We start from the raw sequence: 14,044 nt of genomic DNA on the forward strand, positions 1-14,044 counted from the left end.
GTGGCCAGGGAACGCCTTCGGATCCGACGATCGCCCGCGCCGTTCCGTCAGTTCGCCAGAAGGGCGACCTGGTTGCGCTGGTGACGCGCGGCCAGGGTCCGGCCCTGCCTGCCGCCGACCAACGGGCGCGCGGGCAAGGGCGGCTCGGGCGTGTCGAGCGCGGGGAACAGCGCCAGCACCTCGCGCCGGCTTTCGGCACCCATCATCGACAGCGCCTGATCGCCGGTGAACAGGCTCTCGGCCTCGGCACCGTTCGCGAAGACGATCTGATGGCTGTCGAACAGCATGTGGACATAGACGACCGAGGTCAGATCCTGCGCGATCTCGATCCCATCCATCTGCAGAAGATGCTTGGCCGCGACCAGCACGTCCCCCGCACCGAACATCCGCGTCACGATGCGCGAGCGCACGACCAGCCGGTGCTGGGGCGAGACGACCAGATCGCGGTCGGGCAGGCCCTGTCCCAGGGCGCCCTGACGGATGCGGATCGGGTGCATGTTGGGAAACTGCTGCAAGTCGGCGGCGGACAGATGCCGCGCGTTGATCCAGCGGATCGGCTGCAGACCGGCATCCTTGGTCCGCACCAGGTCGCCGACCCGCAGATCGCCGCAGCGCCGCTCGCCGCAGTCGGTCGCGATCATCACCTCGTCCGAGAAGCACAGCACATTGCCCGCGTTCAGATCCTGCGGATCGACGCCGTTGAGCTGCAGTGACTGATCCTCGCCCAGGGTCAGGATCCCGTCAACGGCCAGATCGGCACGCAGCCAGTCGATCGGGCTGTCGTATTCAGTGGCGTTGGCGGCATTGTGGGCGGCCAGCGTCGTCTCGTTGTAAAAGGCCGAGAGGTTGATCCTGTCCTCGGACGGGGTGAAGCCGTCGATGGTGTCATGGCCATCGCTGGCAATGAACAGATCGGCGCCGGCGCCGCCGTAAAGGTAATCGTCCCCGCCCCCTCCGTCGATGGTGTCGTTGCCCTCGCCATAGGCATAGACCACATCGTCCCCCGCGCCCGCGTCGATCAGCTTGTCGCCGGTGCCGTAGGAATAGATCGTATCCGCCCCATCCCCGGCATCGACCGTGTCATTGCCGTCATAAAGCTCGATCCGATCATCGCCCGCGCCGGACGAGATCGAATCGTCACCATTCCCGTAAGCGGTAATCGTGTCATTTCCGGACCCGGTCAGAATATTCGAGGACGAGTCGCCGTCGGTAGTGACATTGTTGTTGCCATCTCCTGCATCAATGACATTGGTCCCGCTGCCGCCAGAGATGCTGTCATCGCCGGACCCCGCGGTCACCGTATCGTTGCCGCCATCGAGCGTAATGTAGTTGTCCCCCTCGCCCGCCGTCACCAGATCGTCGCCATCGCCGGCATAGAGGGTGTCATTGCCCGACCCGGCGAGGATGGTATCGCTGCCGCCCGCGGTCGAGGCATAATTGTCGCCCTCTCCCAACTCGACCAGATCGTCGCCATCGCCGGTCGTGACGCTGTCGGCGCTGCCATCGGTCCCGGCAAAGATGCGGTTATCGCCTCCGCCTGCGTCGATGGTGTCGCTGCCATTGCCGCCATAGATGGTGTCATCGCCCGATCCGGCAGAGGCATTATCGTTGCCGTCCCCCAAGGTGACCAGGTTCGCGCCGTCGCCGGCAAATACATTATCGTCGCCTGCGCCGGTCGTGATCGTGTCATTGCCGGACCCGGCATTGACGGTATCGTTCGCACCGTCGGTGCCTCCGTCGACAAGGTTGTCGCCATCGCCCGCATCGATGTAATCGGCCCCGTCGCCGCCGAAGATGGTGTCGTTGCCTGTGCTTGCATTGACCTGATCGTCGCCCGCGCCTGCGTCGATCAGCTTGTTGCCGGTCGTATAGACATAGACGAAATCTGCCCCATCCCCGGCATCGATCGTGTCATTGCCCCCCTCCAGCCAGATCTGATCGTTTCCGGCACCAGAGTTTATTGAATCGTTACCGTCGCCATAGGCAGTGATCTGGTCGTCTCCCGATCCGGTCAGGATAACCACAGAACCGGAACTATTGGTGTAGACGTAGTTGTCGCCGTCGCCCGCATCAATCGACAGCGTTCCGTCATAGCCAAAGATCGCATCATTGCCAGAGCCTGCCGTGATCGTGTCGTTCCCGCCCGTGCTTGTGATGTTGTTGTCACCCTCCCCCGCCGTCACCAGATCGTCGCCATCGCCGGCGTCCAGGGTGTCATTCCCCGACCCGGCCAGAATGGTATCGTTGCCGCCCCCGGTCGAGGCGGTATTGTCGCCGTCTCCCAATTCGACCAGATCGTCTCCGTCACCGGTCGTGACGCTGTCGGAGCCGTCGTCGGTTCCGGCGTAGATGCGGTTGTCGCCGTCGCCTGCCTCGATGGTGTCGTTGCCGTTCCCGCCATCGATCGTGTCATCGCCCGATCCGGCAGAGGCATAATCGTCGCCATCCCCCAGGGTGACCAAGTTCGCGCCGTCACCGGCAAAGATCTGATCGTCGCCTGCGCCCGCGTCTATGGTGTCATTTCCAGATCCGCCGAAGACGGTATCGTCGCTAGCATCAGTCCCCGCATCGACGAGATTGTTACCCTCGCCGGTATAGATGCTATCGGCTCCGTCCCCGCCGTCGATGGTGTCATTGCCGTCATAGCCATAAATGGTATCCCGTCCGGCGCCGCCCGACATGACATTGTTGCCCGATCCTCCATCGATCAGATCGTTGCCCGCCAGCCCCGTCAGGCTGTCATCGCCCTCGTATCCGTTGATCGTGTCGGCGCCACTGGTGCCCACCAGGGTATCGTTGTTTGGGGTGCCGTCGCGAAGTGCCATGCGGGTGTCCTCTCGTGCTGACCTGATCGTCCGGCCAAGGGCGATGCGGCTGAGTCGCATCGCGGTCCGGTTGCATCGGCAGGATTGACCAGATCAGGCGCTTCGGCATGACCACTTCAGGTCATGGATTAACAAATATTTCACGCCTCGATGTGCAGCTTTCGGGCAGACGGACCCCCGGCCCCCGTCGCGCCCGTCATGCATGTTGACGGCGCGACTCTCCTGCAGGAAGAGTGGAGCAGCGTCCTGTTCTGGAAAGGAATTGCCGTTGATCCCCGATCCGCGCCTTCTGTCCGCCGTGCACCGCGCCGCCCTGGATCCCCGGGCATGGCAGGATGTCATCCTGGAGCTGGAGCGTGCATCGGGCGGGGCGCGCATCGCCGCCTTTGGTGTCGATGCGGACGGGTCGCAGAACATCCAGTTGCCCGCCCTGCATGGCAGCTTCGACCCGGCCTCCGGCGACAGCTTCATCGCGCATGACGGTGCTCTCAACCCCTGGGCCCGCCGCTTTGCGGCGATGCCTGTCGATCAGCCGCTGCGCTCGGCGGGGATGATCGCGGATGAGGATCTGATGCAGACCGAGGTCTGTCACGACCGGATCCGGCCGCAGGACGACATGCGCGGCGGTGTCGGCCTGCGCCTTGCCGTGGGTGAGGGGCGCCACGTCTGTCTGGCGGCGAATGTGCGCCAGCGCGAACGGGACCGGGACCGGGTCGAGGACGCGCTGCTGCATCTGCTGGATCATCTGACCGCGCATCTGCGTCACGCGCTGGAGGTCACCGCGATCCTGCGACGCTATACCACGCGCATTGCCCTGCTGGAGGCCGGCGTCCCCGACGGCGCGATGTTCGTCGTTCTGGATGCCCGCCACCATGCCCTTCTGGTGGAACCCGGGGATGCAGCCCTGGTCCCATTCCACATCGGCCCTTCCGGGCGGTTCCGCATGACCACGCCCCGGATGCAGGACTGGCTGGAGGCGCTTGCCAGGCCGCCGCGCGGCGAGCCGGTCCCGCCCGTCTGCCGCGAGGGCGGCTGGCAGGGCAGAGCAATCGCGGTGCCCGAGGATGCCCGGTTTCACCCGCCCGTCCAGGCCACCCCGGCGACGGACAGGCCTTGCCTGGGCCTGATCTTTCAGCCCGACACGGTGCCGGAAGCCCCCGACCAAAGGCTGCGCCGGAAATTCGGCCTGACCGCAGCCGAGGCCCGGATCGCATTGGCCGCCGCCGGAGGCGCCTCGGCCCCTGAAATTGCCCGCGATCGCGGGATCAGCCTGCATACGGTGCGCAACCAGATCAAGGCGGCCATTGCCAAGACCGGGGCGCGCCGCCTTGGCGACCTGATCCGGATCGTCACCTCGGAGGCGGGCTGAGCGTCATATCCCGCCCGCCGGGGGGTGCTGCTTACCTGACCAACCGCCGGGCTGACATCACCACCTGGGCCAGGGTGGCCGGCAGGATCGGCTTGGTGATCACCTCGACCCCCAGACTGGCCGCCCCGGATTGCAGCGCATCCGACCGGTCGGCCGTCATCAGGCATTGCGCGCAGCTTGCCGGCAGCAGAAGGCGGATGGCCGCCAGGCAGGTCAGCCCGTCCATCCCGGTGCCCAGCTGATAATCGACGAGGCAGATCTCGGGCTCGACACCGGTGTCCTGCAACAGCGCCACCGCCTCCTCGCCCGAGCAGACCTCCAGGACATTCACGCCCCATTGTTCCAGAAGCTGGGACAGGGCCAGCGCCATCTCGGCATCGTTCTCGACGATCAGGGCGGTCAGCTCGGGGCGACCGTCCCGGCGCGGGCGTGGCGCGGCCGGCCCGGCCCGGCCCTCGCCGCCCGTCTCCTGGGTGGTGACCATCTCCACTGAAAACGTCGAGCCGCAGCCGGGGGCCGAGCGCAGCGACAGCTGATGCCCCAGCAGAGCCGTGGCGCGTTCGACGATCGCCAGTCCCAGCCCCAGCCCCTCGGCCGCCGACGCCTTGGCATCCAGCCGCTTGAACTCGGCATAGATGATCTCGTGATCCTTCGCCGCGATCCCGCGCCCGGTATCGCGCACCTGGATTAGCAACCGGTTGGGGCGCTTGCGCGCGACGACCAGCACCCTGCCCCGATCGGTATAGCGGATCGCGTTCGAAATCAGGTTCTGCAGGATGCGGCGCAGATAGCTGCGGTCCGACACCACCGTCGCCCGGACCGGGCGAAAGATCAGGGTCAGGCCCTTCTGTTCGGCGACCGGGGTGAACTCCTCGCGCAGCTGCTCGAAGATCGGGGCCAGGGCGATCGGCTCGACGGTCAGCGCGGCCTCGCCCGCCTCCAGCCGCGAGATGTCCAGCAGCGCCTCGATCAAGCCGCTGACCGAATCCAGCGAGCGCTGGATCTTGTCCAGCTTGCCGCGCGGCCCCGGCTGCGCGACATCCTCGAACAGCGAGCCCACATACAGCGTCGCCGCCGACAGGGGTTGCATCAGGTCGTGACCCACCGCCGCGACGAAGCGCGCGCGCGAGGAATTTGCCCGCTCGGCCCGCGCCAAGGCATCCTCCAGCTCCAGCGTGCGCTCGGTCACGCGCGTCTCCAGCATCTCGTTGGCGCGGCTGACCGATTGCAGGGCGCGCGTGTGGTCGGTGATGTCGTCGATGGACAGCACGAAGCCGCCCTCGGGGATTTCCCGGGCCAGGATCGTCAGGGTGCGCCCGCCATCGTCACCGCCCTCGCGGTTGACCTCGACGCTGAACCTGGTCTTGCGGCGGACCGAGCGGACCCAGTCCGACATCTGATTGGCCCCCTGTCGGGCCGGAAAGGCGAACTGGCTGCGCAGCTGGTGGAAGATCTCGTCGAAATGGATGCCGCGCCGCAGCCGGGTCAGCGGCAGGGCCAGCATCTGGGACAGGTTGCTGTTCCAGCCCAGAAGGCGCAGCCCGGAATCGAACAGGCACACCCCCAAAGGCAGATGTTCCAGCGTCGCCTGAAGGATCGCGGCCTGCCCGTCGAGCATGCGCCCGCGCTCGGCCCGCTCGGCGCGGATCAGGTCGGTGACCTCGGTCTGAAGGATCGCCGTGCTGCCATCCGAGGTGCGCTGTTCCGAGACCTGCACCAGGCGCCCGTCGGCCATGCCCTGCGTGGCGATGAAATGGCGCTCGTGATGGCCGCGGCGGCGCATCTCGATCCAGGCCTCCCGGGTCATCGCCTCGGGAAGGACAAGGTGGCGCGAGCTTGCGGCGAGGGCCAGATAATCCTCGAATTTGAGGCCGGGCGCCAGACGGTCCCGGATGTCGGGCAGAAGCGCGTTGAAGCGCGCGTTGCACATGATCAGCACGTCCTGCGCGTCGAACAGGGCGAACCCCTCCTGCACGGCCTCGATGGCCGAGGACAGGTTGCGCCGCGCGACATCCTTTTCGTGATAGGCCTGGGACAGCCGCGCGTTCGAGGCGTTCAGCAGGTCCAGCGCATGTTCCAGATCGAAGGTGCGGGCGCGCACCTCCTCCTCCAGCACGGCCGCGCGCTGGAACTGGGCATAGCCGACCCCGTGGTCTTCGGGCGGGTCCTCGATATGGCGGATCAGCGATTGCGCGATCATCACCAGCTTGTCGTGCCGGCGTGCGGGATCGGTCGATGCCGACAGCATCCGGTCGATATCGGCGGGCAGCTCGGGGCGCGCAGCATCGGTCACGACACGGGCTCGGGGTCATAGAAGGCCACGCCCGTCAGCGTCTGGTTCACATGCAGCATGCCGATCTGTTCCCCATAGGTCGAGAAGCCCACCACATTGTGCCGGGCCAGAAGGTCCGAGACCTCGTGCGTCTTCTGGCGGTTCTCGGCGTCGATGCGGCGAAAGATGCACTCGAAGCCCAGGATCAGGCGCGGCGCGCCCCCTGCGGCCAGCCGGTCCAGCGATCGCGACAGATCCCCCACGATATCGGCCGGCTCGGCCAGGGTCAGCACCATGCCTTCGGCCACCGCCCCGAAGAAGACCAGCGCATTGTCCGGGCCCACATCGCGGATCGAGCGGACGAAATGCCGCCCGCCCACGCGCACCAGAACTGGTCGGCTGGCGAACATGCAGGTGTCCAGGCTGTCCAGCGGGCAACCCAGCAGGCGCGCATATTCGACCGCCGCCGGCTCGTCATTGATGCGCAGCACGATGCGGCGCACCGGATCGGCGCGGGTGACCACCATCTGCGTGCGCGACGGCGGCGAGGAATTGAACGAGAAGGTCTGCAGCGGCATCCGGGATCGCAGCAGGCACAGCACCGCCGCCGCGTGATCGCGCAGCACGAGGCCCGAGAAGACCTGCGTGCGGCGGAACGCGCGGCCATCCCCGGCCGAACATCCGATCGTGGGCACCGGCCCCAGCCCGCCCGCCAGCGAGGCGATCAGGTGTTCCTCGCGCCCCGACAGCCCGTCGACCAGCAGCACGGCCAGCTCGTGGGGAAACCGCTCGGCATGGGCGCGAAGCCGCTGGCGCAGTTGCTGCAGGCGCGCGATCATGCTGCGCTGCTCGATCGTGTCGATGGGGTCGATCAGGACCGTCTCGGCGGCAAAGCCGCTGGCCGGAAAGGCCACCCCGACCAGGCTGCGATCGCCATAGCCGGTCCCGTCGATCTCGCCGGCGGTCGTGCAGCCGGCCACGGCGCAGGGGCCCAGATGCTGGGCCGCACGCGCCAGAAGAGTTGGCAGGTCGGCCCCGGTTCCCACGAACAGCAGGACCAGCGCGAACGGCCCATGCCCCAGCCGGGCGGACAGGGTCGCGACCGGATCGGGCTGGTCGAGCGGGACCGAGGCTCGGCGCGGGCTAGTGTGATCCTCCGGCGGCATCGTGCAATCGCTCCGTGACCCTGGAATGCTGCGCCATCAGTACCGCCTGCGTGCGCGATGACACACCCATCTTTCGCATGATCGCGGTGACATGCGCCTTGACCGTGGTTTCCGCGATCGACAGGTCATGGGCGATCTGCTTGTTCATGCGGCCCTCGCAGATCAGGTCCAGGATGCGGGCCTGCTGCCGGGTCAGCTGCGCCAGGCGCCGGATCACCGTCTCGGCCGAGCTTTCAGGGCAGAGTGCCGCGCCCGCCAGATCGTCCTGGGGCAGGTCTGGGGCAAATATCTCGCCCGCGTCCAGCGCCTCGAAGGCCGCGCGGAACACCTCGCGACGCGAATGCTTGGGCACGAACCCCGCCGCGCCCCCGGCCAGCGCGGCACGGATCACGCGCGTCTCGTTGACCGATGTCACCAGCAGCACGGGAACGCGCGGTGCCAGGCGACGCAGGTGCAACAACCCCTCCAGCCCGTCCACATCCGGCAGGTTCAGATCCAGCAGGATCACGTCGAACTGCCGGTCCTGCTTCAGATACCCGCTTGCCTGGGCAAGGGTCTCGGCATGGGTCACGTCGCGAATCCCCGAGACCGATAGCAGCGTCATGGCCAGCGCGTCCCCGAACAGGGGGTGATCCTCGACGATCAGCGCGGTGCGAAAGCCGGGCTCAGGGGGCTGGACCGCCTCGCCGGGTTCGGACTGCGGGGGATGTGCCATGGCCTGACCTTTGCGGAAATGGAATGCGTCGTCCTGCCGGCGCGCCGTCCGGGGCGCGCCGGCCTGCAGGCAAGGCGGGGATGCCGCGATCCGAGGGGAAGGCGCGGTCGTCCCGCGCATCCCTGGTTCCGCACCGGTCCCGATCAGTTCGATGCCATCTGCTTGGGCAGCTTGAACGTCCAGACCATGCCCCCCTGATTGAGATAGTTGACCTTCTTGGCCACCTCGCCCCCCCAGAGCGGCACGGCGCCGCCCCAGCCCGAGACGATCGAGACGAACTGCTCACCCTCCTGTTCCCAGGTGATCGGCTGACCGACGATGCCCGATCCCGTCTGGAACGTCCACAACACCTCGCCGGTGCTGTCGTCCAGCGCGATGAATTCGCCCTCGGGGGTGCCCGTGAAGACCAGACCGCCCGCCGTGGTCATCACCCCCGCCCAGAGCGGCGCCTCGTTCTTGTATTCCCACCGCACCTCGCCGGTGGTGGGGTCCATCGCCTTAAGCGAGCCGATGTGATCCTCGAAGATCGGCTTGATGGTGAAGCCCGCGCCCAGATAGGCCGCGCCTTTCTTGTAGCTGATCGGCTCGTTCCAGATGTCCATGCCCCATTCGTTCGAGGGGATGTAGAACAAGCCGGTATTCTGGCTGTAGGCCATCGGCTGCCAGTTCTTGCCGCCAAGGAACGAGGGCACGGAAAAGACCTGCTGACCCTTGCCGCCCTCGTTGGCCTCGTTCATGGCGCCGGGGCGGTTCTCCTCGTTGTAGATCGGGCGGCCCGTCTCGTCGATGCCCGAGGCCCAGTTGATGTCCTTGACGAAGGGATGGGCGGCGACGAAAGCGCCGTCCTCGCGGTTCAGGACATAGAAGAACCCGTTCCGATCCGCCGTGCCATAGCGCATGTTGCCGTCGCGATCGGTATAGCTGACGACCTCGTTGACGCCGTCGAAATCCCAGCCCTCGCGCGGGGTGGACTGGAAATGCCACTTGATCTCGCCGGTGGCCGGATCGATGCCGAGGCGCGAGGCGGCATAGAGGTTGTCGCCGGTATTGCCCTCGACCGGCGCGCCCGCATTGCGAAGATGGCTGTTCCAGGGCGCGGGGTTGCCGGTGCCGAAGACCAGCGTGTCGGTCTGGGCGTCATAGGACCCGCCCAGCCAGGTCGCGCCGCCGCCGGTCTGCCACATGTCGCCGGGCCAGGTGGCGTTCAGCACGCCCGTCATGGTGCTTTCGGCGCCGTTCAGCGTGCCCATGTGCCCCTCGATCACCGGGCGGGTCCAGACCGTCTCGCCGGTTTCGGCATCCCGGGCCTGCACCTCGCCCACGATCCCGAACTCGCCGCCGGAATTGCCCGTGATGACCAGACCGTTCACGATCAGGGGCGCGGCGGTGTAGGAATAGCCCTCCTTGTATTCGGCGATCTTCTTGTTCCATTTCACGTCGCCGGTCTTCAGGTCCAGCGCCACGATGCGCGCGTCCAGCGTGCCGAAATAGATGTTGTCGCCATAGATGGCGCCGCCCCGGTTCACCACGTCGCAGCAGGGCAGGATGCCCTCGGGCAGGCGGGCGTCATATTGCCAGATCTCGCGCCCCGTCTTCACGTCGACGGCATAGATCCGCGAATACGAGGCGGTGACATACATCACGCCGTCATGGATCAGCGGCTGGCTTTCCTGACCGCGCTGCTTTTCGCCCCCGAACGAGAAGGCCCAGGCCGGGACCATGTCCGCCACATTGTCCCGGTTCAGGATGGTCAGCGGGCTGAAGCGCTGCAGGTCGCGGCCCATGCCGTTGGTCAGGACGTCGGCGCCGGTCTCCTGGTCGCGGGCGAGGTCCTCTTCGGTGACGGCAGCCAGGGCCGAGGTGGCGGCCCCGCTCAGGGCCCCGGTCATGGCAAGCACCGTCGCAAGCACGAATCTGTTCATTTTTCTCTCCTCCGCTCAATCCGGCCCCGGCGGCCAGGGCTGGCCAGAGGCATCACTGCGGAGTATGGGCCGCGCGCATCGGGCGTATATTGTCCATTGGTCGAATGCCGGTGGTTGAACGCCGGTGTCGGAACCACGACCTCAGAACATCGGCTGATAGCGGGTTTCGTCGGCATCGGGGGTGACGGCGCGGGGGTCATAGCCCGCCTCCTGCAGGCGGCGCGCCACCGGCAGGCCCGCGCGGGCGGCGCGGTCGATCATCTGCCGTCCCGCCTCGGCATCGAAGCCGGTGCCATGGCCGCGCAGAAGGCCCAGGCCATGATTGAACTGGCCCACCGGATCGCCCGCCTCGGCCGCCCGGCGATCCCAGTCGGCGGCGCGGGCGGAATTGCGGGGCGCCCCCAGCCCGTTTTCCTCGAGCTGGCCCATCCAGGTCATCGTGCCCGTCCAGCCGTCCGCGGCGCAGCGCTCGAACAGTGCGCGCGCGGGACCGTGGCGGCCGCTCTTGGTGATCATGTAGCCCATGGCGCAGGTCATCATCGAGGTCTCGCCCCGGTCGGCATCGCGCATCGCGCGCTGCCAGGTCAGCTCGTCGGGGTTCAGATCGCCCCAGGCGTCGGGGGTCTCGTCGGCCAGAGCGGCGCCCGACAGGCACAGCGCGCCCAGCAGGGCGCAGATCAGCGAGGGGCGCATGTCGCATGTCCTTTGACGCGGGATCACGCCAGTATCGGGCCGCCGGACCCGCGCGGGAATTCGACCATGGTCGTATTTCCGCGCAAGGCGGCTTTCCCCAATGCTCGTCCCGGAAACCGGAGACGACAGGATGCGCATCTTATCCGCAATCGCGCTTGGCGCCGCTTCGCTGCTGTCGGGCGCCGCAGGGGCCGAGACGATCCGCATCGACGTGATCGACCGTCAGGTCGTGCCGCCGCCGATCCTGTCGAACCTCATTGCCGCGCCCGACGATCTGGGGCTGGCTGGCGCGGCCCTTGGGCTGGCCGACATCCGTACGACGGGCGGCTTCATGGGCGACGATTATCAGCTGACCCAGACGCGGGTCGCCCCCGAGGCGCCCTTCCTTGCGGCGATGCAGGCCTTGCTGGCCGAGGGCGCGCGGCTGCTGGTGGTCAAGGCACCCGCCGAGGACCTGCTGGCGCTGGCCGATCTGCCCGAGGCCGCCGATGCGGTCATCTTCAACATCGCCGTCGATCATGACGCCCTGCGCGGAGCGGACTGCCGCGCGAACCTGCTGCACACCACGCCCAGCCTGGCAATGCGGGCCGATGCACTGGCGCAGTTCGCCCTGAAGAAGCGCTGGACCACGATCGCCCTGCTGGAGGGCCCCAACCCCGAGGATGCGGCCTTCGCCGAGGCGATCCGCCGCGCGGCGGTCAAGTTCGGGCTGACCATCGCCGGTGCCCGGGCCTGGGCCTTCGACGCCGACATGCGCCGCGTCGCCTCGGAGGAGATCCCCGCCTTCACGCAGGACCTGCCCGATCACGACCTGCTGTTCGTGGCCGACGAGCGCGGCGATTTCGGCCGCTACATCCCCTACAACAGCTGGGTGCCGCGTCCTGTGGCGGGCTCCGAGGGGATCATGGCGCTCGGGTTTTCCGGCGTGGTCGAGAACTGGGGCGCCGCGCAGCTGCAGGGCCGGTTCCGCGACCTCGCCGGGCGCGAGATGCGGGCGACGGATTTCGCGGCCTGGGCCGCGCTGGCCTCGATCGGCGAGGTGGTGACCCGCACGCGGGATGCCGATCCGGCGGCGATGCGGGCCTTCCTGCTGTCCGACCGGTTCCGGCTGTCGGGCTTTCTGGGCACGCCGCTGTCGTTCCGGGACTGGGACGGCCAGCTGCGCCAGCCCGTGCCGCTGGTGACCGACCGCGCCGTCGTGATGACCGCCCCGCTGGAGGGGTTCCTGCACGAGTTTTCCGAACTGGACACGCTCGGCCAGGACCGCCCCGACACCGCCTGCACCCAATTCGGAGAGAACGGATGATCCGCCACCTTGCCCCCGCCCCCGCCATCGCCACCGCCATCGCCCTGACCCTGTCATGGGCAGCCCTTCCGGCGCGGGCCGACCAGATCTGGGTGTCGAACGAGCTGGACGACACGCTCAGCGTCATCGACGTGGCGACGCTGGAGGTGATCGCCACCTATCCCACCGGCCAGCGCCCGCGCGGCATCATCTTCAACAGCGACTACACGCGGCTCTACATCTGCGCCTCGGATTCGAATGCGGTGCAGGTCATGGACCCGGCGACCGGGCAGATCCTGCACGACCTTCCCTCGGGCGCCGATCCCGAGCAGTTCGTGCTGTCGCCGGACGACCGCATGTTGTGGATCGCGAACGAGGACGATGCCCTGACCACCGTCGTCGATACCGAAACCCGCGGCGTCGTGGCTCAGATCGCGGTGGGGATCGAGCCCGAAGGGATGGGGATGTCTCCTGACGGGCGGCTGCAGGTGACGACCTCGGAGACCACCAACATGGCGCATTGGATCGACACCGAGACGCATCAGATCGTCGCCAACTCGCTGGTCGATGCGCGCCCCCGCCATGTCGAATTCACCCCCGATGGCACCGAGATGTGGGTCAGCTCGGAAATCGGCGGCACCGTCACGGTGTTCGACGTGGCCAGCCGCGCCGAGCTGGCGAAGATCGCCTTCTCGCTGCCCGGCATCCGCCCCGAACGCCTGCAGCCCGTGGGCATGAAATTCTCGCCCGATGCCAGCAAGATCTTCGTGGCCCTGGGTCCGTCGGACCATGTCGCGGTCATCGACACGGCCAGCCGCGAGGTGATCGACTACATTCTCGTGGGGCGCCGCGTCTGGCACATGGCCCTGTCGCCGGACGGCACGCAGATGTTCACCACCAACGGCGTCTCGGGCGACGTGACCATCTTCGATGTCGCGACGCATCGGACAATCCGCACGGTCAAGGTCGGCCGCTATCCCTGGGGCGCCGCGGCGCGTCCGGCCCCCGCAGACTGACGTCGCGACCAAGGTCGAATTGCCGCTGTGCCGGCATCGGCCATATCCCGGAAAAAACGCGTGCGTGTGAAGGAGGACATCCCATGCCGACCAAGTTTCAGAAGGCCCTGACCGGAATTGTCGCCGCAGCCTGCATGGCCGTCCCGGTGCAGCTGCTGGCCCATGGCGACGTGGCGCCGCAACCGGTGAACACCGAGGCGCTGCCCGATATCGGCGACGAATGGCTGACCGAAAACCCCTATCGGGCCGAACTGGTGGGCGACGAGGTGTGGCTGGCGGCGCTCAAGATCGGGGATAGCGGCTACAACCAGAACTGCGCCCGCTGCCATGGGCTGGGTGCCGTCTCCGGGGGGCTGGCCCCCGACCTGCGCCATCTGGAAGCCGAGGAATATGGGGACGAATGGTATGCCGAACGCTTCCGCTTGGGCTATACGCAGGACGGCGTGACGAAGATGCCCGGATTCGAAGGTGTGCTGGACCAGAAGGCCGCATGGGCGATCCGCACCTATGTCGAAACCCGCCCCGAGGACGGCGCGCTGGACGATCACGCGGCCCGTCTGGCCGAGATCCGCGACCAGCTGGCCCTGGGCGAGGGGGACGCCGCCGCCCTGCAGGCCGAGCTGGCCGAAATCGCCGCGACGGTCGCCACGGCCTCGGGCGCGCCCAAGGCCGACAGCGCGGTGTCGCGCGCGGCCGAAGCGCTGGCGGCGGCGCCCGACGACCGCAAGGTGGCCGGCGAATTGCTGACCATCGGCCTGTCGGCGGCGCATTGAGGCGGGCC

Annotated in this window: 10 protein-coding genes; 4 read left to right on the top strand and 6 right to left on the bottom strand. The window is 67.5% G+C overall.

Annotation, left to right across the window (positions count from 1 at the left end):
• Positions 1-47 precede the first annotated feature (47 nt).
• A complete protein-coding gene (locus tag FA743_RS10190; protein WP_169308843.1) occupies positions 48-2,825 on the bottom strand; it encodes a Hint domain-containing protein in 2,778 nt (925 codons plus the stop codon).
• A 268-nt stretch (positions 2,826-3,093) separates the two neighbouring features.
• Between FA743_RS10190 and FA743_RS10195 the strand changes: the two genes are divergently transcribed.
• A complete protein-coding gene (locus FA743_RS10195) occupies positions 3,094-4,194 on the top strand; it encodes a helix-turn-helix transcriptional regulator (RefSeq protein WP_136886000.1) in 1,101 nt (366 codons plus the stop codon).
• Between the two features lie 31 nt (positions 4,195-4,225).
• On the opposite strand, the gene FA743_RS10200 is transcribed toward FA743_RS10195, so the two are convergent.
• The 5 genes from FA743_RS10200 to FA743_RS10220 form a co-directional block, all read right to left on the bottom strand.
• The gene (locus FA743_RS10200; protein WP_246054917.1) at positions 4,226-6,487 is read right to left on the bottom strand and encodes a hybrid sensor histidine kinase/response regulator; all 2,262 of its coding nucleotides are present in this window, start codon (positions 6,485-6,487) and stop codon (positions 4,226-4,228) included.
• A complete protein-coding gene (locus FA743_RS10205) occupies positions 6,484-7,632 on the bottom strand; it encodes an FIST N-terminal domain-containing protein (RefSeq protein WP_136886001.1) in 1,149 nt (382 codons plus the stop codon). The genes FA743_RS10200 and FA743_RS10205 overlap by 4 nt, the downstream gene beginning before the upstream one ends.
• On the bottom strand, positions 7,610-8,347 hold the full coding sequence (locus FA743_RS10210; RefSeq protein ID WP_136886002.1) for a response regulator: 738 nt from the start codon (positions 8,345-8,347) through the stop codon (positions 7,610-7,612). The genes FA743_RS10205 and FA743_RS10210 overlap by 23 nt, the downstream gene beginning before the upstream one ends.
• Positions 8,348-8,490: 143 nt before the next feature.
• Complete coding sequence (locus tag FA743_RS10215) at positions 8,491-10,269, bottom strand: PQQ-dependent methanol/ethanol family dehydrogenase (protein WP_136886003.1); 1,779 nt, start codon at positions 10,267-10,269, stop codon at positions 8,491-8,493.
• Positions 10,270-10,410: 141 nt separating this feature from the next.
• Entirely contained in the window at positions 10,411-10,962 is a 552-nt protein-coding gene (locus FA743_RS10220; RefSeq protein WP_136886004.1) for a tetratricopeptide repeat protein, read from the bottom strand.
• 130 nt (positions 10,963-11,092) lie between these two features.
• On the opposite strand from FA743_RS10220, the gene FA743_RS10225 reads away from it, so the two are divergent.
• From FA743_RS10225 to pedF, 3 genes are all read left to right on the top strand, one after another.
• Positions 11,093-12,268 (top strand): ABC transporter substrate-binding protein, encoded by a 1,176-nt coding sequence (locus FA743_RS10225; protein WP_136886005.1) that lies wholly within the window; start codon positions 11,093-11,095, stop codon positions 12,266-12,268.
• On the top strand, positions 12,265-13,263 hold the full coding sequence (locus tag FA743_RS10230; RefSeq protein WP_136886006.1) for a YVTN family beta-propeller repeat protein: 999 nt from the start codon (positions 12,265-12,267) through the stop codon (positions 13,261-13,263). Before FA743_RS10225 ends, FA743_RS10230 begins: the two co-directional genes overlap by 4 nt.
• An 83-nt stretch (positions 13,264-13,346) precedes the next feature.
• The gene (gene pedF / locus FA743_RS10235) at positions 13,347-14,036 is read left to right on the top strand and encodes a cytochrome c-550 PedF (protein ID WP_281281779.1); all 690 of its coding nucleotides are present in this window, start codon (positions 13,347-13,349) and stop codon (positions 14,034-14,036) included.
• Positions 14,037-14,044 lie beyond the last annotated feature (8 nt).

This window comes from Paracoccus gahaiensis, assembly GCF_005048225.1.
Taxonomy (GTDB): domain Bacteria; phylum Pseudomonadota; class Alphaproteobacteria; order Rhodobacterales; family Rhodobacteraceae; genus Paracoccus; species Paracoccus gahaiensis.